This is a genomic window from Halomonas sp. KHS3 (assembly GCF_000830495.1).
Lineage (GTDB): Bacteria > Pseudomonadota > Gammaproteobacteria > Pseudomonadales > Halomonadaceae > Vreelandella > Vreelandella titanicae.
The window spans coordinates 127,192-147,035 of sequence record NZ_JWHY01000001.1 but is presented as its reverse complement, the minus strand read 5'-3'; the positions used below and the strand labels follow the sequence as shown (position 1 = coordinate 147,035).

At 55.6% G+C, this 19,844-nt stretch carries 17 protein-coding genes; 4 read left to right on the top strand and 13 right to left on the bottom strand.

Annotation, left to right across the window (positions count from 1 at the left end; genetic code table 11):
- Window positions 1-41: 41 nt before the first annotated feature.
- The 5 genes from RO22_RS00660 to RO22_RS00640 form a co-directional block, all read right to left on the bottom strand.
- A complete protein-coding gene (locus tag RO22_RS00660) occupies window positions 42-932 on the bottom strand; it encodes an ABC transporter substrate-binding protein (RefSeq protein ID WP_041157292.1) in 891 nt (296 codons plus the stop codon).
- 170 nt (window positions 933-1,102) lie between these two features.
- The gene (locus RO22_RS00655) at window positions 1,103-3,205 is read right to left on the bottom strand and encodes a TonB-dependent siderophore receptor (RefSeq protein WP_041157291.1); all 2,103 of its coding nucleotides are present in this window, start codon (window positions 3,203-3,205) and stop codon (window positions 1,103-1,105) included.
- Window positions 3,206-3,362: 157 nt separating this feature from the next.
- Window positions 3,363-4,361 (bottom strand): helix-turn-helix transcriptional regulator, encoded by a 999-nt coding sequence (locus tag RO22_RS00650; RefSeq protein WP_052475469.1) that lies wholly within the window; start codon window positions 4,359-4,361, stop codon window positions 3,363-3,365.
- A 49-nt stretch (window positions 4,362-4,410) separates the two neighbouring features.
- A complete protein-coding gene (locus RO22_RS00645; protein WP_235270457.1) occupies window positions 4,411-6,588 on the bottom strand; it encodes a TonB-dependent receptor in 2,178 nt (725 codons plus the stop codon).
- Window positions 6,589-6,731: 143 nt separating this feature from the next.
- On the bottom strand, window positions 6,732-7,079 hold the full coding sequence (locus RO22_RS00640) for an accessory factor UbiK family protein (protein ID WP_022521302.1): 348 nt from the start codon (window positions 7,077-7,079) through the stop codon (window positions 6,732-6,734).
- 344 nt (window positions 7,080-7,423) lie between these two features.
- Here RO22_RS00640 and RO22_RS00635 point away from each other — a divergent pair, with 344 nt between their 5' ends.
- The 3 genes from RO22_RS00635 (at window position 7,424) to glnK (ending at window position 9,584) form a co-directional block, all read left to right on the top strand.
- Window positions 7,424-7,762 (top strand): P-II family nitrogen regulator, encoded by a 339-nt coding sequence (locus RO22_RS00635; protein ID WP_007112359.1) that lies wholly within the window; start codon window positions 7,424-7,426, stop codon window positions 7,760-7,762.
- Between the two features lie 45 nt (window positions 7,763-7,807).
- Window positions 7,808-9,055, top strand: a complete 1,248-nt coding sequence (locus RO22_RS00630) for an ammonium transporter (protein WP_009286189.1) — start codon at window positions 7,808-7,810, stop codon at window positions 9,053-9,055.
- Between the two features lie 190 nt (window positions 9,056-9,245).
- Window positions 9,246-9,584, top strand: coding sequence for a P-II family nitrogen regulator (gene glnK / locus RO22_RS00625; RefSeq protein WP_027957942.1), 339 nt, complete (start codon window positions 9,246-9,248; stop codon window positions 9,582-9,584).
- A 156-nt stretch (window positions 9,585-9,740) separates the two neighbouring features.
- Here the strand turns inward: glnK and RO22_RS00620 are convergent, their stop codons facing one another.
- Window positions 9,741-10,517 carry a ferredoxin--NADP reductase gene (locus RO22_RS00620; protein ID WP_007112363.1) on the bottom strand — a complete coding sequence of 259 codons (777 nt, stop codon included), beginning with the start codon at window positions 10,515-10,517 and terminating at the stop codon, window positions 9,741-9,743.
- Window positions 10,518-10,697: 180 nt separating this feature from the next.
- Here RO22_RS00620 and RO22_RS00615 point away from each other — a divergent pair, with 180 nt between their 5' ends.
- Window positions 10,698-11,624: a LysR family transcriptional regulator gene (locus RO22_RS00615; protein WP_009286188.1), complete on the top strand. Its 927-nt coding sequence runs from the start codon at window positions 10,698-10,700 to the stop codon at window positions 11,622-11,624.
- A 4-nt stretch (window positions 11,625-11,628) separates the two neighbouring features.
- Here RO22_RS00615 and RO22_RS00610 read toward each other — a convergent pair whose 3' ends face one another.
- From RO22_RS00610 to phnD, 7 genes are all read right to left on the bottom strand, one after another.
- A complete protein-coding gene (locus RO22_RS00610) occupies window positions 11,629-13,737 on the bottom strand; it encodes a methyl-accepting chemotaxis protein (protein WP_041157290.1) in 2,109 nt (702 codons plus the stop codon).
- An 11-nt stretch (window positions 13,738-13,748) separates the two neighbouring features.
- Complete coding sequence (locus RO22_RS00605) at window positions 13,749-15,620, bottom strand: methyl-accepting chemotaxis protein (RefSeq protein ID WP_041157289.1); 1,872 nt, start codon at window positions 15,618-15,620, stop codon at window positions 13,749-13,751.
- A 125-nt stretch (window positions 15,621-15,745) separates the two neighbouring features.
- Entirely contained in the window at window positions 15,746-16,174 is a 429-nt protein-coding gene (locus tag RO22_RS00600; RefSeq protein WP_022521305.1) for a host attachment protein, read from the bottom strand.
- A gap of 92 nt (window positions 16,175-16,266) precedes the next feature.
- Complete coding sequence (gene phnE, locus RO22_RS00595) at window positions 16,267-17,076, bottom strand: phosphonate ABC transporter, permease protein PhnE (RefSeq protein WP_022521306.1); 810 nt, start codon at window positions 17,074-17,076, stop codon at window positions 16,267-16,269.
- Window positions 17,070-17,882 carry a phosphonate ABC transporter, permease protein PhnE gene (gene phnE / locus RO22_RS00590; RefSeq protein WP_022521307.1) on the bottom strand — a complete coding sequence of 271 codons (813 nt, stop codon included), beginning with the start codon at window positions 17,880-17,882 and terminating at the stop codon, window positions 17,070-17,072. The genes phnE (RO22_RS00595) and phnE (RO22_RS00590) overlap by 7 nt, the downstream gene beginning before the upstream one ends.
- Window positions 17,869-18,666: a phosphonate ABC transporter ATP-binding protein gene (gene phnC / locus RO22_RS00585; protein WP_022521308.1), complete on the bottom strand. Its 798-nt coding sequence runs from the start codon at window positions 18,664-18,666 to the stop codon at window positions 17,869-17,871. The genes phnE (RO22_RS00590) and phnC overlap by 14 nt, the downstream gene beginning before the upstream one ends.
- A gap of 56 nt (window positions 18,667-18,722) precedes the next feature.
- Complete coding sequence (gene phnD, locus RO22_RS00580; protein ID WP_022521309.1) at window positions 18,723-19,715, bottom strand: phosphate/phosphite/phosphonate ABC transporter substrate-binding protein; 993 nt, start codon at window positions 19,713-19,715, stop codon at window positions 18,723-18,725.
- Window positions 19,716-19,844 lie beyond the last annotated feature (129 nt).

The following is a 19,844-nucleotide window of genomic DNA, read 5'->3' as shown; positions in this document are numbered from 1 at the left end:
TGGTGCCTTTTTCAATTTGATGTGATCGAGGTATCCGCGGGCTAAAACGCTAAATCCGCTGGCGCAGCCTCTAGCGCCGTAGTCAGCTTCCGGGCAAAGCGCTGGGCGGAGGGAAGTGCGCCGAAGCTCCATACCGGCGGCAGGTGAACTATCCTGTTGTGCCTGACACTGGGGAGCTGCTGCCACAGGCCGCTTTTTGCAAGCTTCTCTTCGACTCCTGTGGGCAGCGGGTCGATGATCACCAACGTTGCCTCGGGGTAGCGCGCCAGCGCTTCAATCCCTACCAGCGCAAATCCCCAGGCATTTGTGGATTGATCCCAGGCATTGGGGAGGTCGAGCTGCTCCAGAACGGCGTTGTACAAGCTGTTTTCCCCAAACACCCGCACGTGGCGGGCATCCATAAACTGCACCATCAGTAGCGGCGCGATTTCTGACTGTGAGAGGGGCCGGGATTCGCGCAGCCTGGTCATCAAGGCCTGGGTTTCTTCAATAAGCTGCTCGGCCTGGGGCTGGCGCTCGGTTAACTCGCCCAGCTGACGGGTCAGGGTTTGCATTTCCTGCCAGGTATCGGTGCCGGGGGAGTAGAGCGAGAATGAAGTGACCGGGGCGATGCGCTCCAGGCGCGGTGTCAAACCGGCAAACATGGGCGAGATCAGCGTCTGTTCTGGTGGCACTTGAGCCAGCAGTTCCATATTGGGCTGGGTACGTAGCCCCATATCGGTGACACTGTCGGGTATATGGGGCTCGCCCACCCACTCCTGATAATCGCTTTGCTGAGCCACGCTGCTAACCGGCGCATCAATCGCCAGCAAGGTTTCGGCAATCGTCCAGTCCACCGTGGCCCACTGCGCCTGGGCAGTAGAAACGCTCAGCATACAAACGGCGAACAGCCCGCAGCGCGCGAGCAATGAGAACAGGTTGGTGTGGCACATGGTGGTGAGAGGCCATCCAGAAAATAAGAGCTGTATTTAAACGATAATATTTATTGTTTGCAAACCTGCATTCAAGAAAAAAAGCCCAGGCACAGTGGCCTGGGCAGGTTAGGTTACAATAAGTTAATAATGCTTAGACAAGGGCTTGAGCCGTCGCCTAGCACGAGCGTTTAGAAACGGTAGTGAACACTGGCGGTGACGCCGCGCTCGGCACCGAAGTAGCAGTACTCCAGGGAGTTGCAGGAGGCCACGTACTCTTTATCCAATAAATTGTTCACGTTTAAACGTGTTTCGACCCCTTCTACGCCGAGTTGGCTGAGGTCGTAGCCAATGGTGGCATCCACCAGAGTGTAGTCGGGCACGGTTTCGGTATTGGCCCGGTCAGCGGCGATATCCGCGTAGTGACGCACGCCGACACCCATATCCACGCCGTTTAGCCAGCCCTTGTTGGCCTCGTAGCGGCCCCAGAGCTGTACTTGGTGGCGGGGGGAGTAAATGGCGTTGTTGCCCTGGTTACCGTCGTCGCTTTTGGCGTAGGTGATGTCGGTGAAGCTATAGCCTGCCTGAACCGAGAGGGTATCCGTTAGCTGGGTTTGCGCTTCCAGCTCCAGCCCTTGGGATTCGATCTCCCCTACGGCTCGGTATGGGTCGGTGGGCTGCTCTTTGGTGGCGACGTTCTCCTGACCGATATGGAACAGCGCCGCGCTGTATTGGTTTTGGCTACTGTTAGGCTGGTATTTAACGCCGGTTTCCCACTGTTCGCCTTCCATGGGCTGGAGCAGATCGCCACTCTCATCCACGAAACTGGTGGGGGTGAAGGCGGTAGAGTAGCTCAGGTAGGGCGCTACGCCGTTATCGAACAGGTAGACCACCCCGGCGCGGCCACTGAACTGGGTATCGCTAAGGGAGCTGGTATCACCGCTATCGCGGTTGGCATTGTCGATATTGACCCAGTCGTAGCGGCCACCCAGGGTGAAGCGCCAGTTATCGAGGGCTATCTGGTCTTGCAGGTAAACCCCGGTCTGGTCGATCTCATGGCGTTCGCGCACCGGGGCGTAAAACTCGATGGGGTCGCTGCCATAAACCGGGTCAAACGCATTGAGCGGCGGGAAATACCCAGTGGGCCATGACACGTCGTTTTCCCGCTGCTGGTAATCCACTCCAAACAGCAGCGTGTGATCCATAAAGCCGCTGCTGAGTGTGGCTTCAAGCTGGTTATCGAGTGTCCAGGCTTCCAGAGATTCATTGCTGCCGGAGTAGTAGCGGGTGAGTTCATTAGACGTCGGTGACGTCCAACCAAAGCCGTAGACCTGATTGAGCACTACGTCGGAATTGAGATAGCGCATCAATTGACGGCCGGTCACCTGGTCGTTGAAGCGGTGTTCCAGGGCGTAGCCGAACATGCGTTGGGTTCGCTCGTAGGTGTCGTAATCCTCTTCACCATCAAAGAAGTTGTTGCTGATCTTGTGGCCATTATGGGCGACCACGGCCCCCTCATAGGGTACGCCGGAGTGGTAGCCGCCTTCGGGTTCATCCTGTAGGTAGGCTTCTACGGTGAGGCTGGTGTCATCGGTGATATCCCAGGTGAGCCGGGGCGCAATGGCATAGCGCTCCTCTTCTGCCGGGCCAAACTGGGTATCCGCGGCGCTGGCAATCCCGGTCAGGCGAAAGGCCACCCGCTGCTCTTCGCCAATAGGGCCGGTGAGGTCAAAAGCGGCGCTGCGCTGGTTATTATTACCCACTCGAAAACGCAGCTCACCGCCCTGTTCAAATTCTGGCCGCTTGCTGTTCAGGGCGACTACCCCGCCAGGGGAGGCGCGTCCATAGAGTACCGAGGCGGGCCCGCGCACCACTTCAATGCTTTCCAGAAACCATGGGTCAATGCGCATACTGCTATGGGAGTTGGCATCCCCCATTACTTTCAGGCCATCCAGGAAGGTATTGCTCAAGCTGCCGTCAGAAAAACCGCGCAGTACCAGGTAGTCGAAGCGATTGGAGGCGCCTACCTGATTGCTGTAAACACCTGGCGTGTAGTCGGTGGCGCGCTGCACGGTACTTACGCCGCGGTTATCCATCTGTTCGCGGGTGATCGTGGAAACGCTCTGGGGTATTTCGATCGTCGGCGTTTCCACTTTGGTGGCAGCCTGCTGGGCAGTCACCGTGACGGTGGCTAACTCGGTGCTTTCTTGAGCGTATACCGGGGAAACAGCCAGTGCCGAGAGAACGGCGACGCTAAGCGGAGAGCGTAGAAAACGGTGATGGGGGATGAGCATGGAGGCACCTGCAATAAGCATCAATTAACCAATGTGTTAATGAGAATTATTGCGCTTAATGGCTACTGAAAGGTATGCGCAATGACAAAGGGAGTATGCGTACTGCCAAAAAACGTCCAACAGAGGAACTTAGCGCTCCAAAAACAACCCTGCGGCTTTAATGGCGATGGTGTACTTCATGGGGCGCAATGCCAAAAGCGCGCTTAAAGGCGGTGGCAAAATTGGTGGCGTGGCGGTAGCCACAGGCGTGAGCGGTTTGCTGCACGCTATAACCTTTGCGTAAGTACGCTTGAGCTTGGGTCAGGCGACAACGTCGTAGGTAGTCGAATATCGAGCAGCCGTAACAGCGGTGAAACTTGGTGCGTAGGCTGCTCGGGCTCATCGCGGCATTGCGGGCCAACTGCTCAAGCCGATAATCCTGGTTGGGGGAGTGTTCGAGCTGCTGACGCAAGTGCTCCAGGCGCTGGTGGTCGCGCTGGGTTAAACCCGGTGGCAGGCTGACTGCCTTTTCTTCGTCGCTGGACTCAAGGGAGGCGGCAGGCAGCCCATGAGCTAACAACTGGAGCGCGAGCCCCTGCCATAGCAGGCGCTGCCGCTCTACTGACCAGTTCGAAGCCAGTGCTGCCTCCAGGCTATGAATAAGGAACTGCGGCACCTGCCAAGTATGCAGTACGGGCGTTGCCGGAGGGGCAACATTGATAGGCGAACAGTTAATGGGCGAGAAAGAGAGAGGCTCTGTGCAAGCCAGAATCGATACGTTGAGAATGCGCAATCGTTGTGGCGCGGGCTGGAAGACCTCAAGTCCGGTCTGCTCGTTGAAATGGGCACTGAAGGCGTCGCCGGCCTGCAACTGAAACGACTGGTGCCCTAGGCCGACTTGGATATGGCCCTCGAGTATCACGCTGAGAAACCACGGCGCGGCACGCCGGGAAGTGGAGGCGTAAGCGTGCAGGACATCAAGATCAGAGTGTGTCACCCGCAGTGTGGGGTCTACCTCGACGTCCATCACCCGCCCATGGGCAACACAAGGCGCTGGCTGGGAGCGGTCAGGCGCTTCGGGAAAGCGGTAGTCGATCCCGAAGCGCTGACCAATAGCCAGCAGGTCATGGGTGGTTAGTGGTACGCAAGATGGCGTTATTGAGCCGAGTGTGGCCATCCCCGTTACCTCACCCTTGAGCGGTTGTCAGCGAGTAGCGAACCAGCACTCAGTACTCCATCGACCAGTTCAGGGTGTAAGTACGCCCGCGGCCCTGGTAGTCGTAGAGGTACTCTGGGCCGTAGTAGGGCGAATAGAACATGGCGGCTCGCTGACCCCAGACGGTGGAGTACTGATCATCCAGCAGGTTCTGCACTCCCAGGCTTAAGGTGCCAAAATCGGTTTCCTGGCTGAGCGATAAGTCGAGGGTGGTATTGCCATCGATCTCGCGGTCGGCATCGTCTTTCAGGTCGAAGTTGTGGTTGGCCTGCAAGCGAGCCGAACGTACATAGTCCGTCCAGCCAATAAAGGCAGTGGCGGAAGAGAGCGATGCATAGCGGGCGTCACGCTTCTCCCACTCCCCTTGGTCGTTCTCCTGCTCGGAACGCACCAGGTGCAGAGTGCCCCCTGCCTCCAGGCCATTATCAAAGTAACGGGTCACGGCGCTTTCCAGGCCGAAGTCGCGTTTCTTCTCATCGACGACGCTGACGCTTAAATCCTCGGCGTTCTCTACCGCTTTGTCCGACCAGGCGTAGTAAAGCGCTGTTTGGGTCGTCCAGTTGCCACCCTGGTAGCGCCAGCCTAGCTCTATCTGATCCGTCTCGATGGCAGATAACGGGTTGTTATCGACACTTACGTCGGGGCTCTTGCCGTAATATTTGGCAGGATCTGGCAGTTCGAAGCCCTGGCTAAATTGCAGCCAGTTCTGGTGACCGTTGCGGTAGTCGTAAAGAGCGCTGGCATTGAAGAGCGTTGCTTCGTAGTCATTCTTGCCGCCAGGAATCCCCTGGAATTCATCCACTTCGACGTCCATATGCTGCTGCCGCAACCCTGCGGAGAGCTTGAGCGCCTGGGTGGCCTGCCAATCGCCCTGGAGGAAGCCTGAAAGCCCGTCCACTTGATAACCGGGGTAGCGGGGCTCAACCCCCGATGCCTGCTGAACCAGGCCGCCGGAAGCATCCGATATGTCGGTATCGAACAGCATCTGGCTGGCATCGAAGGTTTCCCGATCCAGATCAAGGCCGTAGGTTAGCGAAACGTCATCACCCAGGCGCGATTCAAACAGCGCTTTGATGCCGCTTAAATCGGTGTTTTGTTGCGAGGCGCGAAATTGCAGGCCGTTGGAGACTGGGTAGGGAAATGCCTGGAAGCTGGACTCCTCCTCCCGGTGGAACGCCTGCAGGTAGAAGTTTTGCCCCCACAGGTTGGCGTGGTGATAGTTGACGTTGACGAGCTTACGGTCGGTTTCCGGATCGCGCTGTGAACGGTAGCCATCGCGAATTTCGGCATCGTTCAAGTTGGGCGTGGCAGCGTCGAGGTTGGGAAAGTAAACACCCCGGTCACCTTCATAGCCTGAACGGTACAGCTGGGCACCCAGTTCCAGACTCTGTTCATCGGTCAAGCGGAAAGAGAGGTTGCCCAATACATCAATGCTGCGATTATCCTGTAGGTCGGTCTGGGCGATATCGGGAAAGATTTCCTGGCCGCTGCCGTCATAGTGGCGGCCGTTGTCGCCAATGGCGGTACCCAGATAGCCTTGAACCCGCTCGTTACCACCGCTGATGGATTGTGCGAGGCGTCGATCTATGTCATCGCTGTTGTTGAAGCCGGTGGTAATGCCCGCTTCCGTGCGCCAATTCAATCCTTCCTCGCCTTTGCGCGTGATGATGTTGATCAAGCCCCCCGTCGCACCGCCGCCATATAGGCTGCTGGCGCCGGAAAGTACTTCCACACGCTCAATATTGAAGGGATCGATGGCATCGAACTGACGGGAAAGCCCACGGGAACTGTTCAGCGATACGCCGTCAATGAGTACCTGCACGCCCCGGCCTCGCATGTTTTGCCCATAATTGGTGCGCCCTTGCGGCGCCAGATCCAACCCCGGTACCAGATGCCCCAATGCTGTCTTTAGGTCTGCACCATTGCGGGTCTGCTGTTGCAGCATCTCTTTGTCAATTACCCATACAGCACCGGGAATTTGACTGATCTGACTAGGAGTGCGCGATCCAACGACCACCATGGTCTCGTCGGCGCTAGACGCAGTATTTTGGGCGACAACGCCATTGGAGAAGCTCAGTAACAGGCCGGTGCCAATAAGCCCAGATATTGAAACAGACGACGGCGAAAAAAAAGGCTTTGCAAAAGGCAGCTTTGCAACAGATAGGTTTGATAGTGACAGGGCGTGCATAGTGAACAATCCGCAGACGGTAAGAAAATCAAAGGCGGAGAGTATCACCACGAAAAACAAAGTCAACGATAGTGATTCGTATTTATTTTGTGGTTCGCGCAGCAATAGGCCATTTCCCTATTGCTGCTAATGAAGCTTGAAAGTTAAGCGGGTTTATTCTTCTCGTCTTCTGCATCTGATTCCGGCGCATGCTGCTCTGGGACCGGTGGGGCTTCAGCTTCGAGTGGCGTGGATGTCGTTGGCGCGGAGGCATCAACGGCTGCTTCAAGGTTAGCGACTTGGCGCTCTAACGCCTCTACCCGCGAACGGGTGCGCTGCAGTACATCCATTAAAATGTCGAAATCTTCCCGTGAGACAAGCTCCAGGCGGTCGAAGGCGCCACGCACGACTTGCTGCACGCCCTTTTGAATATCTTCTGGCGCCTGGGAGGCGTTTTGTAAACGGTCACCAATCTGCTGGGCCAAGCGGCTAATACGGTCTTGAGGCGCCATCGTTCTCTCCTAGATAAACCTGCTTTAAATATTGCTTACCGGTAAGGATACGCAACAGTTGGCGAATTCGCATGTATCGCGTGCTTTTACTGCTTAACTCAGGGTGTGCATCGAAATAGAGCAGGCTACTTTTGCTTACGCTCTTTTTTGGTGCAATAGCGGTGGTATGACAATGGCTTTGCTCGGATTTAGCCCTGAAGATTACTTTTGGTAGCGGCTAATCAACTGACTTGTAAGAAAAAAAAGTCAGCTGGCACAGTATGCGCATTATCGGTTCAGGTGCTTATTCTGGCGGCTGTGCCGCTACCAATCTAGCAGGACTTATCCAGCAGGGGAGATCCGGGATGAAACTCATCACCGCTATCATCAAGCCATTTAAGCTCGACGACGTTCGTGAGGCATTGGCCGACAACGGCGTTCAGGGCATTACGGTCACTGAAGTTAAAGGTTTTGGCCGTCAGAAAGGGCATACCGAGTTGTATCGTGGCGCGGAGTACGTCGTCGACTTTCTACCCAAGGTAAAAGTGGAAGTGGCCGTAGACGACGCCCGTTTGGAGAGCGTATTGGATGCAATCTGTAGTGCGGCTAACAGCGGCAAGATCGGTGACGGCAAGGTGTTTGTGACACCGCTTGAAGACGTTATTCGGATTCGGACAGGCGAGCGCGGTGCAGACGCCGTTTAACGCTGCTTTTTCGGATCATTTCTATAGTTCAACGGGGAACTTACAATGAATGAGTTGACTGATCTGAGCTACGCGCTCGATACGTTCTACTTTCTAATTTGCGGTGTGCTCGTCATGTGGATGGCGGCAGGCTTCTCCATGTTAGAGGCGGGCTTAGTACGCTCCAAAAACACCGCTGAGATCCTGACCAAGAATATCGCGCTGTTTGCCATTGCCTGCACCATGTATCTGCTGGTGGGCTACTACATCATGTACTCCAGCAGCGCTGGCGGCTTCCTGCCCAATCTGGGCTTCTTGATTGGCGCTGAAAACAGTGTGGATGCGGTTACCGCAGGCGGCGATGACGCGCCCTACTACTCCATGCGTTCTGACTTCTTCTTCCAAGTCGTGTTCGTGGCAACCGCCATGTCAATTGTGTCGGGTGCCGTCGCTGAGCGTATGAAACTGTGGGCATTCCTGGCCTTTGCTGTGGTAATGACCGCGTTTATCTATCCGGTGTCTGGCTACTGGACTTGGGGTGGCGGCTGGTTGTCTGAAGTGGGCTACTCTGACTATGCGGGTTCCGGCATTGTGCACCTTGCCGGTGCGGCGGCTGCGTTAGCGGGTGTGATCGTGCTAGGCCCACGTAAAGGTAAATACGGTAAAGACGGTTCTATCCACGCTATTCCCGGTGCCAACATGCCGCTGGCAACGCTGGGTACCTTCATTCTGTGGATGGGCTGGTTCGGTTTCAATGGCGGTTCCGAGCTTAAACTTGCGGCTGTCGATTCTGCTAACAACGTGGCACAGGTGTTTGTAAACACGAATGCAGCAGCGGCAGGTGGTGTGATTGCGGCACTGATCCTGGCCAAACTGTGGTTCCGCAAAGCTGACCTGACCATGGCATTGAACGGTGCCCTGGCTGGCCTGGTGGCCATCACCGCCGATCCGCTCTCTCCGACCGCACTGAGCGCTACCATTATCGGCGCGATTGGCGGCATCATCGTGGTCGCAGCCATCGTCACCCTCGATAAAGTGAAGCTGGATGATCCGGTCGGCGCGATCTCGGTTCACGGTGTTGTCGGTATCTGGGGCGTGCTGGCAGTGCCGCTGAACAATGACGGCGCATCATTCGGTGCCCAGATCATCGGTATCGTAGGTATCTTCGCTTGGGTATTCCTGGCCAGCCTGGTGGTATGGCTCATCCTGAAAGCCATCATGGGCATCCGGGTTAGCGAAGAAGAAGAGTATGAAGGCGTTGATATCGCTGAGTGCGGTCTCGAAGCCTATCCCGAATTTGGCATTAAGAAATAAACAGCGGCATTAAGAAATAATTTAATGCTGACCTAGTGAGCAGGCGTGCTCCTTCTGGCCTCCCCTTAGTGGGAGGCTTTTTTATTCTCTGTCGATAGCGGTGTATGCTGGTAGTTAGCGGTTAACGGCTGCAACATTAGCAGCCGTTCAACCCGACCCCATCATGGCCACCCAGTTAGAGGATATGGTAATGAAATTGATCACAGCGATTATCAAGCCGTTTAAGCTCGACGATGTACGCGAGTCGCTCTCCGATATCGGCGTTCAGGGTATTACGGTGACGGAAGTGAAGGGCTTTGGGCGCCAGAAAGGGCATACCGAGCTGTATCGTGGTGCTGAGTATGTGGTGGACTTCCTGCCCAAGGTGAAGCTGGAAGTCGCCGTGGACGACGACATGGTCGAGCAGGTGATTGATGCCATCACCCAGGTGGCGAACACAGGTAAAATCGGCGACGGCAAAATCTTTGTGATGCCGCTGGAGCAGGTGATTCGTATCCGTACTGGCGAAACGGGCAAAGACGCGGTTTAACGGTGAAGGGTAAGGTGTGAATGGTAAGTAGTGCCGAGTAGACAAAGCCCCTGTGGATGCTCTCCCCAGGGGCTTTGTATGAGTGATGCGATCATTCTGGCGGCTATAAACTTTTTTCTTTTCACCACTCACTCATTACGATTCACTATTTACGTCTCACTTCTCGACAAACGCACGCTCGATGACGTAGTCGCCCGGCTCGCCCATGCGCGGCGAGATATTCAGACCCAGCTCGTCAAGTAGCGCGCTGGTATCGTCCAGCATGGCGGGGCTGCCGCAGATCATCGCGCGATCCTGGCGCGGATCAATGGGCGGCAGGCCGGTGTCTTCAAACAGCTTGCCCGTACGGATATGGTCGGTTAGGCGCCCCATGGTGTGGAACTCCTCCCGAGTAACGGTGGGGTAGTAGACCAGCTTTTCAGCGATGTCTTCACCCAGGTATTCATGGGCTGGCAACTCTTTGGTGATAAAGTCGGCGTAGGCCAATTCAGAAACTTCCCGCACACCGTGAACCAGCACTACCTTCTCGAAGCGCTCGTACACTTCAGGATCCTGGATCAGGCTCATAAACGGCGCCAAGCCGGTACCGGTGGAGAGCATGTAGAGGTTGCGGCCCGGCAGTAGGTCATCGCATACCAGTGTGCCGGTGGGCTTGCGGCTAACCATGATCTGATCGCCTACTTTCAGGTGCTGAAGGCGTGAAGTGAGCGGGCCGTCGGGTACTTTAATGCTGAAGAACTCAAGGTGGTCTTCGTAGTTGGGGCTGGCAATGGAGTAAGCGCGCATCAGCGGCTTGCCGTTCACTTCCAAACCAATCATCACGAACTGACCGGTTTTGAAACGCAGGCTGCGCTCGCGGGTGGTGCGGAAGCTGAACAGGGTATCGTTCCAGTGATGGACGCTAAGCACTTCTTCCAGAGCAAACTTACTCATGCCGTTTTCTCCATTAGTCGATGCTGGCGCTAGTCCGCATCGGTCATATTCTTAAAAAGAATAAAAATGATTAAATATGTTGCCAGCAAGTCTAAGCAAAGGGTGGTATATCTGTTAAGCGAATTATATTGATAACGGTTATCTGAAAAATAGATATAGATCAAATAAAGGTCAGACTCTATGCACTACACCCTGCGGCAGTTGGAAGTCTTTGTGGCGGTTGCTCAGCATGAGAGCGTCTCCCATGCGGCGCGGGCGCTGGCCATGTCTCAGTCGGCAACCAGCACGGCGCTTGCGGAGCTTGAGCGGCAGTTCGACTGCCAACTGCTGGATCGGATTGGTAAACGCTTAAAACTTAACGCACTGGGTTTTCAGCTGTTGCCCAAAGCGGTGGCGCTGCTGGATCGCGGCGAAGAGATTGAAGAGCTTCTACGTGGCCAGAAAGGGGTTGGGTCGCTGGATGTAGGGGCTACGCTGACCATTGGCAACTACCTGGCCACGCTGCTGATCAGCGATTTTATGCAGCGCCACCCCGGTAGCCGGGTGCGCTTGGCAGTGCGCAATACGCGCCATATTATCGAAGGCGTGCGCCAGCACTCGCTGGATTTAGGCTTGATCGAGGGGCAGTGCGACGATGACATGATCATCAGCCAACCCTGGGTGGAAGATGAGCTGTGCGTGTTTTGCTCGCCGCGACACCCACTGGCAGGCCGCGAGCACCTTGAACTTGAACAACTGCTGCGTGAGGACTGGATTATGCGCGAAGAGGGCTCTGGCACCCGCATGACTCTGGAGCATGCCGCGCGCCACCGCCGCAGCCGGTTTAACACCCTGCTAGAGCTAGAGCATACGGAAGGTATTAAGCGTGCCGTGGAATCAGGGCTGGGGATTGGCTGTGTCTCGCGCCTGGCACTGCGAGATGCCTTCCGGCGCGGCAGCTTGGTGCCGCTGCCTACGCCGGAGTTGGATCTAAAGCGTCAGTTTACGTTTATCTGGCACCGGCACAAATACCTCACCACCGGCGTGCGCGAATTTCTGCGCCTGTGCCGTGAAATGACCGCTGGGGCCAAGCGCAGCGACGATATTGCGCTGCCGCCGATTCCTTAAGCGTTTATCGCTCAGTCAATTCGGGAGCAGGCAACTGATGGTTGCTAGGGGCGTTTTTTGGCTCAAGTGTAAAGCCGCCTACCAGCGCAGCGAGCCTATCCGCCTGATCGTTTAGCTGTTCAGCGGCGGTCGTCGACTCCTCCACAAGCGCGGCGTTTTGCTGGGTCATTTGGTCTAGGTCGGTGACGGCAATGCTCACCTGGCTAATGCCCTCGCTTTGTTCTCGAGCGGCCGTACTGATATCTCCCAACATTTGCGTTACCCGCGTGACGCTTTCTGCTAATTCGTGCATTGCCGACTCCGCATCTCGAACCATTTGGGTACCGCTTTCAACCTTGCCAGCCGAAGTATTAATACGCTGGCGGATATCCTTGGCGGCTTCGCTACTGCGAGAGGCTAATTTGCGAACTTCGTCGGCGACCACGGCAAACCCACGACCGTGTTCGCCAGCCCGGGCGGCTTCCACAGAAGCATTCAGGGCAAGCAGGTTAGTCTGAAAGGCGATGCCGTCGATGACGGTCACGATGGCCTGAATTTCATCGGAATTGGAGCGAATATCATCCATCGTTGCCACGACTTGCTCAAACGCGCTGTCGGTACGCGAGGCTAACTGCGAGGCGGTTTGTGAAAGCCCACTGGCTTCTTGCGAGGCGTGAGTGGTATGGCTAACGGTGCTGCTGATTTCTTCCATCGCAGAGGAGGTTTGCTGCAGGCTGGCAGCGGCCTGTTCAGTGCGCCGTGAGAGGTCGTGGCCACCTTGAGTAATTTCATTAGCCGCGTGGTTGACGGCTTCACTACTACGGCGCACATCCAGCAGAATAACCTGAATTTTTTCTGCAAAGGCATTGAACTGCTCAGCTACCGCGGCACTTTCATCTCGCCCATGCACCGGTAGACGTTGGGTAAGGTCACCATGGCCTGAAGCAATCTCTGCCATGCGGCTTGCAAGCCGCTTAAGAGGCCGTGCGATTCGCCCGCCAATCCACCATAGCGCTGCCACCCCCAATGCTGCCAGAAGTAGCCCTACTACCGTCATGCCCAGCGTATTTTGCTGGCGCTGCTCGCTGAGAACTGCTTGCAGCTCGCCTAACTCCGCAAGCGCTACGTCTTCAGGGAGCTGGAGTACCAACACCCAGGGGAGGCGAGTATCGCCAATGGTAATAGGCTGATAGCGCTGCAGTAGACCATCGTTAACGCTGCTTTGCAGGCTACCTTGCTCTGATGCCTCTCGGATGCCCGCGAGAATTGTACTGCTAAGGGAGTCACTGGCAGGCGAGCCCAGACTCTCTACGCCTGTCGTGTCGGCGACTAGCCCCCCACTTCCCGCGACGAGAGCCATGCGCCCAGCGCCTTCGTATAGCGCTTGGTTGGCATCGCTTAGCAGGGTTTGGATAAAGTTAAGGGAGAGGTCTACCCCCGCAACGCCACGAAACTCGCCATCCACCAAAATGGGGGCGTTAAACGAAGTGACCAGTTGCGTCTCGCCGCCATAGTCATAAGCCGCCGGATCGATAATGCAAGGAACTAGGGTTTCACGAGGGCAAAGATAGTATTCTCCTTCCCGAACGCCGCTGGGAAGGCGTTCTTCACTCTCCATGGTATCTCCCAGCGGCAGCACTTCTAGCGTTTCATCCTCGGTGCGGTACCACCAGGGCATAAAGCGACCGCTACCGTCATGGCCATAGCGCTCATCTCCTGCATATCGTGCGTCGTCACCAAACGCATTGGGCTCCCAGCCGATAAATGCATCCAGCAGTGTCGGGTTGTCGGCCACAGTTTGGCGCACTAAGTTAGATAGTTCGCGGCGGTTCAGGTAAAGCGAGCGGCGCCCCTCTTCATCCTCCATACCCATCAAAGCATTAGTAGTCGCCAATTGATTGGCGATAGTCATGGCATTGTTGAGTTCGCGCTGAATACGCCCACCCTCTGCTTCGGCAATGGCATCCAAGCGCGCATTCAATGCACTTTCCATCAATGCGCCGGTATGCTCCTTCACCGTTTGCTGGGTGCGGGCCGCGGCGACCAAGTTATAGATGACTAGCGCAGCCACAATCGCGAGCAAGCAAGGGCCCGCAAGTGCGACGACAAAAGAGCGTAACGAACGAAAATGCATAACGTTACCCCTTAAGTAATGTGATGGCGGCGGTTGTCATGTGCTTGGTACTGCACTTGCAGGGCAGGTGCCGCGGCGTGAGACAGCTTAAAACTACTGATAGTGCCTGCCAGATGATCGGCCTGTTCTTTTAGCTGCTCGGCGGCGGTCGTGGACTCTTCCACCATGGCCGCGTTTTCCTGAGTCATGCGATCCAGTTCTGCGACGGCAATGTTGACCTGATTGATGCCATCGCTTTGCTCGCTGGTGGCCGCATTGATCTCCTCCAAAACATCGGTAACGCGGGTAATATGCGCGACGATGTCTTGCATGGTAGATCCCGCATTACGCACTAAAGTGGTGCCATTGTTAACCTTGGTTTGAGAGTCCTCAATCAGCTTTTGAATATCGTTGGCGGCATCACTGCTACGCCCAGCCAGCTTGCGTACTTCGTCGGCCACCACGGCAAAACCACGGCCATGCTCGCCAGCGCGGGCAGCTTCCACCGACGCGTTAAGCGCCAGCAGGTTGGTCTGGAAAGAGATGCTGTTCATTAACGTGACGATTTCACCGATTTTATCGGAGGCGTGGGTAATGTCTTCCATGGTGGTAACCACATTCGCCACCACCTTGCCGCCTTCGTTGGCTACTTCTGAGGCAGTTTGAGAGAGCTTGTTGGCTTCCTGAGCCGAGGCAGCAGTGTGCTGCACGGTGCTGGTGATTTCTTCAATCGAAGCGGACGTTTGTTGCAGGCTAGAGGCGGCGTTCTCGGTGCGGCGTGATAAGTCCTGGCCACCCATGGCGATCTCATTGGCCGCGTGGTGAACAGATTCACTGCTGGTGCGTACATCGATTAATACGGCCTCCATTTTACCTACGAAACGGTTGAAGGCCTTGGCAATTTGAGTGACTTCATCATTACCCTCTTCGGGCAAGCGTCGGGTTAAATCGCCCTCTCCCGATGCGATATCATCCATCGCATTACGAACTCCCAGCAAGCGGCGTAGCAGCAGAGAAAGCAGCAAACCGAAGACCACTGCCGTGATTGCGGCCACAATCAGCAGCGTGACTATCGATGTCTTGGCGATGGCGCGCAGGCCCGCTGTTGCCTCTGCTTCATCGAGTGCCACTACAAGTTGCCAGTCGCTGTTGCCACCTACTGGCTGGCCAAGCAGTAGCTTATTGCTGCCCTGGAGCTCCATGGCTTGAGGCTGCTCCGCGCTAGTGATTTGTGCTAAGCGGTTGTTATCCAGTTCGCTGTTGAGGGTGGTGGAGGGCTCTAGGCTGAGGTTGCTATCCGGGTGGGCCACCAAGGTGCCATCGCCAGTGGTTAAGAAGCCGAAACTTGAAGGGGTAGGAGCAATGGCCGCTACAATCTCTACAACATCATTAATATTGATATCGGCGCCCACCACAGCGATTAGTTCACCCCCGCGGTAGTAGGGGTGTACAAATGATACGACTAGCTCGTTACTGATCATGTCGATGTAAGGTGCTGTTACTACGGTTGTTTCTGCATTGACTGCGTCTTGATACCAAGGGCGCTGGCGCGGATCATAATCGCTAGGTGGCTCCCAACCATCAGAAAAAATAGCGTTTGGGGTGTCTGGATAAGCCATATAGGAGGTCATAAACCCACCGGATGCGGTCAGCTGTTGCAGTGCTGACAGCGGGTTGTCTTCTATAGTGGCCTGTTCCAGGGCCGATAGCATAGTGGCGCGAGAAGCCGTCCATTCCTGAAGTGCTTGCGTATTACCGCGAACAACGGCTTCTAAGTTGCGGTTAACTTGCTGGCTATTGTGCTGTTTTACGGTGGTGTAACTGGCAATGCCGTTAACCACCAGGGCGAGGGTAATCGCCACTAATGCAGCCAATAGGATGCGTGCTCGGAGGGTAGATAGCATGGTCGCTCTCGACGTAGAAGTGCATGTCAGTACTCAGGGGGAGGTACCGTTTATAATGTCTTCTAGGCTATCGGCGAGAGCGACCCTTTCTTTAGTCTTACATGGTCTTTAAGTTTTGGATATTACTAGCGTAAATCACTAACTGCTTGTTGAATATCGGCCATTGAAGCTTTACTTAGATCTTTTGATAGGGAATGAATCACCAGCTTTTGGGTAGGGGCATCGAGTTTATCGCGTAAAAGCCCTAAAAATTTAGGTGGCGCCACCATAATGAGCTTCTTCATACTGTTGCCTACTCGAGCACTATAAAGTCGCTGAGCGACCTCTTTCGCAAACAACTCGTTTTCGTGCTTAGTAGCCGTTCCCTCTTCGCCAGCCGAGCGAGAGGTAGTGGACATCGACTCATGCACATCGCCTCGACCGTCGGTGACCAAGTCACCTTCGTGTAGACGTCCTTCAGCGTGAACCATGCTTTCTTGCTCTGCCAACGTTAAGGCATCTCGGGTAAAAATGCGTGCGCGAGCGGCGTCGGCTACCACGATATAGGTTGTCATCGCTGTGCATACTCCATGTCGTTGATGGTCATCTAACCATGGCAAGCGTTTGGCGTTAGGTCAAACGCTTGCCTCGGCTTAAGCAACGTGGGTTACAGCACCTTGCTACGCAGCAAGCTGGTGACGGCTTCACCAATCAGTACCAGCACAATAATGGCAATCAAAATGGTCGCCACGGTAGGCCAGGCAAAGGTGTCAATTGCGCCCTGGAGGATAACGCCGATACCCCCGGCGCCCACCAACCCAAGTACCGTCGATTCGCGGATATTGATATCCCAGCGGAGGATGACGATGGCAAAAAACGCGGGCATGACCTGAGGCACGATTGCATAGGCGACCACTTTGGCCTTGGAGGCCCCGGTGGCTTCCATGGCCTCTACGGGGCGCCGGTCAATCTCCTCTATTGCTTCGCCCATCAGCTTGCCGATAAAGCCAATCGAGCGAAACATGATGGCGAGTATGCCCGCTAATACCCCAGGGCCAAAAATGGCCACGAACAGCAGCGCCCAGATGATGGTGTTCACCGAACGGCTTGAGACCAGAATGAAGCGACCAAACCACAAACAGGCGCGGTTGGGGGTAGTATTCTGGGCGGCGATGTAGGCCACCGGGAGCGCCAGGAAAATCGTCAGAAAGGTAGCCAGCGTAGCGATATGCACGGTCTCGATCAGCGCTGCGATAATGCCATTGAGCCCCGCCGCACTGGGTGGCCACATGCGTGCGCCAAGCCCGGAGATTTGGTTGGGCGCATCCCACACCCAGGGCCAGAAAATATCAATATCGCGCACCGCCCAAACCACTAACATCAAGGTAGCTAGCAGAACGGCGTAACGAATCAGGCGCTGTTTGCGGTCATAGCGTTGCCAAATACGATCGGCAAGCTGCTGTGCGTGATCTACCATATTTTTTTCCTTACCCAGCCGCTGACACCTTCACTGAGCAAAATGACCGCGATGATAATGAGCAGAATCGCAAAGGCGAAATCGTAGTCGTAACGCCCAAAGGCATTCATCAGGGTGCCGCCAATGCCGCCTGCCCCAACGATTCCGACCACCGCTGATGCGCGCAAGTTACTATCCAATTGGTACATGGATAGCCCTACCTGGCGTGGCAGAATTTGCGGAAAGACCGCATAAAACAGAATGGCCACATAGCCAGCGCCGGCGGCTTTCATCGCCTCTACTTGGCCCCAATCAATCTCCTCGATCTCTTCGGCGAGCAACTTGCCCACAAAGCCGATGGAGTAGAGTGTCAGAGTCAGAATACCTGCGAGTGGGCCAAATCCAACGGCAGCGACAAACAGGATGGCAACAATTACCGGATGAAAGCTGCGCGATACGATAATCACCGACCGGCCAATCACATAGATAGGCATTGGGGCGATATTACGTGCCGCCATCACGGCAAAGGGAATAGAGAGTAAAACCCCCAATAGCGTCGCCAGAATGGCGATTTGAAAGCTCTCTTTAAAGCCTGTCAGCAGCAGCTCGTAGCGCTCTAGGCTGGGTGGGAAGCCGCCGCTAAATATGCGTGCCGCGCGGGGCAACCCTTCAGAGATCCGCGCCCAGTTGAACGGCAGCGAGCCGAACGCCCAGACCAGATAAACCACGGCAACCACGATTAACCCATAGCGTAGCAACGGGTTGGCAATGAACGGCGGCTTTCGCCAGGTGCGGGGCGCCGTTGAAGGGGCCTCAGGCGGAGTCATGTGAGGGTTCCTCCGCTGGCGTATCAGTAATCGCATCGTCCGGCGCTTCAATGCCACCGTAGATGGCGTCTAACGCGTCTTTGTTGAAATCGGCAGGCAACCCATCAAAGATCATCTTGCCGTGGCGTAGGCCCACAATCCGCTCGGTATAGGTTTTGGCCTGTGCGACGTTGTGGATATTGATGAGTACTGGCAGCGAGAGCTCACTGGCCAGGCTTTGCAGCAGTATCATGATTTGCTCGGAGGTGCGTGGATCCAGCGAGGCAGTTGGTTCGTCCGCCAGCAGAACATCAGGCTCCTGCATCAGGGCTCGCACGACGCCTACCCGCTGGCGCTCGCCACCGGATAGCTCATCAGCGCGCTTGTTGGCGTAATGAGCGATTCCCACCCGCTCCATTAGCACAAACGCACGCTCAATATCAGCCTGAGGGTAGCGGCGCGATATCGCTTGATAGAGATTCACATAACCCAACCGCCCGGCCAACACGTTCTCCATCACGGTCAAGCGATCCAGTAGGTTAAAACCTTGGAACACCATGCCGATCTTGCGGCGAGCACGGCGCAGCTCGGCGCCTTTCAGGTTCACCAGCTCATTGCCGTTGAGTTTGATCGAGCCGGAGGTTGGCTCGACCAGGCGATTGATACATCTCAGCATGGTGCTTTTGCCCGCACCCGAGGCGCCTACGATAGAAACAACGCTGTTTCCCTCTACCTTGAGGTCAAGCCCTTTCAGCACGGCTTCATCGTGGCCATAACGTTTGACCAGATTGGTAATTTCCAGCATGTGTCCGCTTCCATCGTCGAGACAATAACCGCACCGCCGGCGGCGGTGCGCTACGTTTACTCTTCCAGGTTTTCTGGCGTATAGCTCACGTTATTGGCCGCTTGGATGGTACGAATTACCTGCCAGTTGTCTTGGTAGTTGATGGGTATGAATTTCTCGACGCCCTCAAACTCTTCACCAAGTTCGGTGCCGACAAAATCAAAGCTAAAAAAGGCTTCCTCTATTTTCTCGACCAGGTCGGGATGCAAGTTGTGCGCGTAGTTATAGGAGGTAGTGGGGAAACGGTCGGATTCGTAGATCAGGCGCACGTCTTCTTCATCGTAAAGACCGCGTGCTGCCATCCGCTCGACGACTTCTGAGGCCACGGGGGCCGCGTCGTAATCCTTGGCCACCACGCCCAGCATGGATTGGTCGTGGCTACCCGAATAGACCACTTCGTAATCCTCATCGGGGGTGATGCCGAGTTCCGGCAGCAGCGCACGAGGGGCTAAATTGCCCGAGTTTGAGGTGGGTGAGGTATGGGCAACGCGTTTGCCTTTGAGATCCTCAACCTCATGGATATCAGAGTCGACATGAGTAAATAACTGCAGGGTGTAACCGAATTGGCCGTCATCAGAGCCCATCAAGGCAAACGGCACGGCACCGGCCAAATTCACCGCAAACGGCGTAGGGCCAGTGGAGAAGCCAGCGATATGCAGCCGACCGCTGCGCATGGCTTCAACTTGGGCAGCGTTTGACTGTACGGCGAAGAAACGCACATCCCGTTCGGTAACCTCGGCCAAGTGATCGATAAACGGCTGCCAGATATCCGAATAGATAGCCGGATCCTCCACGGGGGTATAAGCAAAAATCAGCGTGTCTGGATTGACCCACTCAGCCTCATCGGCAGGGCGATCCGCCACCATATCGCCATCTTCATCACAATAGATGGTATCCAGGGCGCCACGTTCGCACTCCGCGAAGGCATGGGTAGAGAGCAGGGTGAGCGGTAGTAGGGATGTAGCGATAAGTATCGCAAGCGGGCGCTGGCGGAAGAGCGAAGTTGTCATGGTGAGCCTCGTTTGTGCGTTATTGTTGTGTTCTTGCTATGGGTCAGGCTGTATTTCCTTGGCTGCGTTTTGCCACTATTGAAAGCGGAAACTGTTTCGTAAGTGGACATTCCGCGTCAAGGATGGTTA

What these genes read in the sequence shown, in the direction of transcription:
- RO22_RS00660 (WP_041157292.1), bottom strand. Translation starts at nt 932, where the DNA reads ATGTGCCACACCAACCTGTTCTCATTGCTCGCGCGCTGCGGGCTGTTC.
- RO22_RS00655 (WP_041157291.1), bottom strand. Translation starts at nt 3,205, where the DNA reads ATGCTCATCCCCCATCACCGTTTTCTACGCTCTCCGCTTAGCGTCGCC.
- RO22_RS00650 (WP_052475469.1), bottom strand. Translation starts at nt 4,361, where the DNA reads ATGGCCACACTCGGCTCAATAACGCCATCTTGCGTACCACTAACCACC.
- RO22_RS00645 (WP_235270457.1), bottom strand. Translation starts at nt 6,588, where the DNA reads ATGCACGCCCTGTCACTATCAAACCTATCTGTTGCAAAGCTGCCTTTT.
- RO22_RS00640 (WP_022521302.1), bottom strand. Translation starts at nt 7,079, where the DNA reads ATGGCGCCTCAAGACCGTATTAGCCGCTTGGCCCAGCAGATTGGTGAC.
- RO22_RS00635 (WP_007112359.1), top strand. Translation starts at nt 7,424, where the DNA reads ATGAAACTCATCACCGCTATCATCAAGCCATTTAAGCTCGACGACGTT.
- RO22_RS00630 (WP_009286189.1), top strand. Translation starts at nt 7,808, where the DNA reads ATGAATGAGTTGACTGATCTGAGCTACGCGCTCGATACGTTCTACTTT.
- glnK (WP_027957942.1), top strand. Translation starts at nt 9,246, where the DNA reads ATGAAATTGATCACAGCGATTATCAAGCCGTTTAAGCTCGACGATGTA.
- RO22_RS00620 (WP_007112363.1), bottom strand. Translation starts at nt 10,517, where the DNA reads ATGAGTAAGTTTGCTCTGGAAGAAGTGCTTAGCGTCCATCACTGGAAC.
- RO22_RS00615 (WP_009286188.1), top strand. Translation starts at nt 10,698, where the DNA reads ATGCACTACACCCTGCGGCAGTTGGAAGTCTTTGTGGCGGTTGCTCAG.
- RO22_RS00610 (WP_041157290.1), bottom strand. Translation starts at nt 13,737, where the DNA reads ATGCATTTTCGTTCGTTACGCTCTTTTGTCGTCGCACTTGCGGGCCCT.
- RO22_RS00605 (WP_041157289.1), bottom strand. Translation starts at nt 15,620, where the DNA reads ATGCTATCTACCCTCCGAGCACGCATCCTATTGGCTGCATTAGTGGCG.
- RO22_RS00600 (WP_022521305.1), bottom strand. Translation starts at nt 16,174, where the DNA reads ATGACAACCTATATCGTGGTAGCCGACGCCGCTCGCGCACGCATTTTT.
- phnE (WP_022521306.1), bottom strand. Translation starts at nt 17,076, where the DNA reads ATGGTAGATCACGCACAGCAGCTTGCCGATCGTATTTGGCAACGCTAT.
- phnE (WP_022521307.1), bottom strand. Translation starts at nt 17,882, where the DNA reads ATGACTCCGCCTGAGGCCCCTTCAACGGCGCCCCGCACCTGGCGAAAG.
- phnC (WP_022521308.1), bottom strand. Translation starts at nt 18,666, where the DNA reads ATGCTGGAAATTACCAATCTGGTCAAACGTTATGGCCACGATGAAGCC.
- phnD (WP_022521309.1), bottom strand. Translation starts at nt 19,715, where the DNA reads ATGACAACTTCGCTCTTCCGCCAGCGCCCGCTTGCGATACTTATCGCT.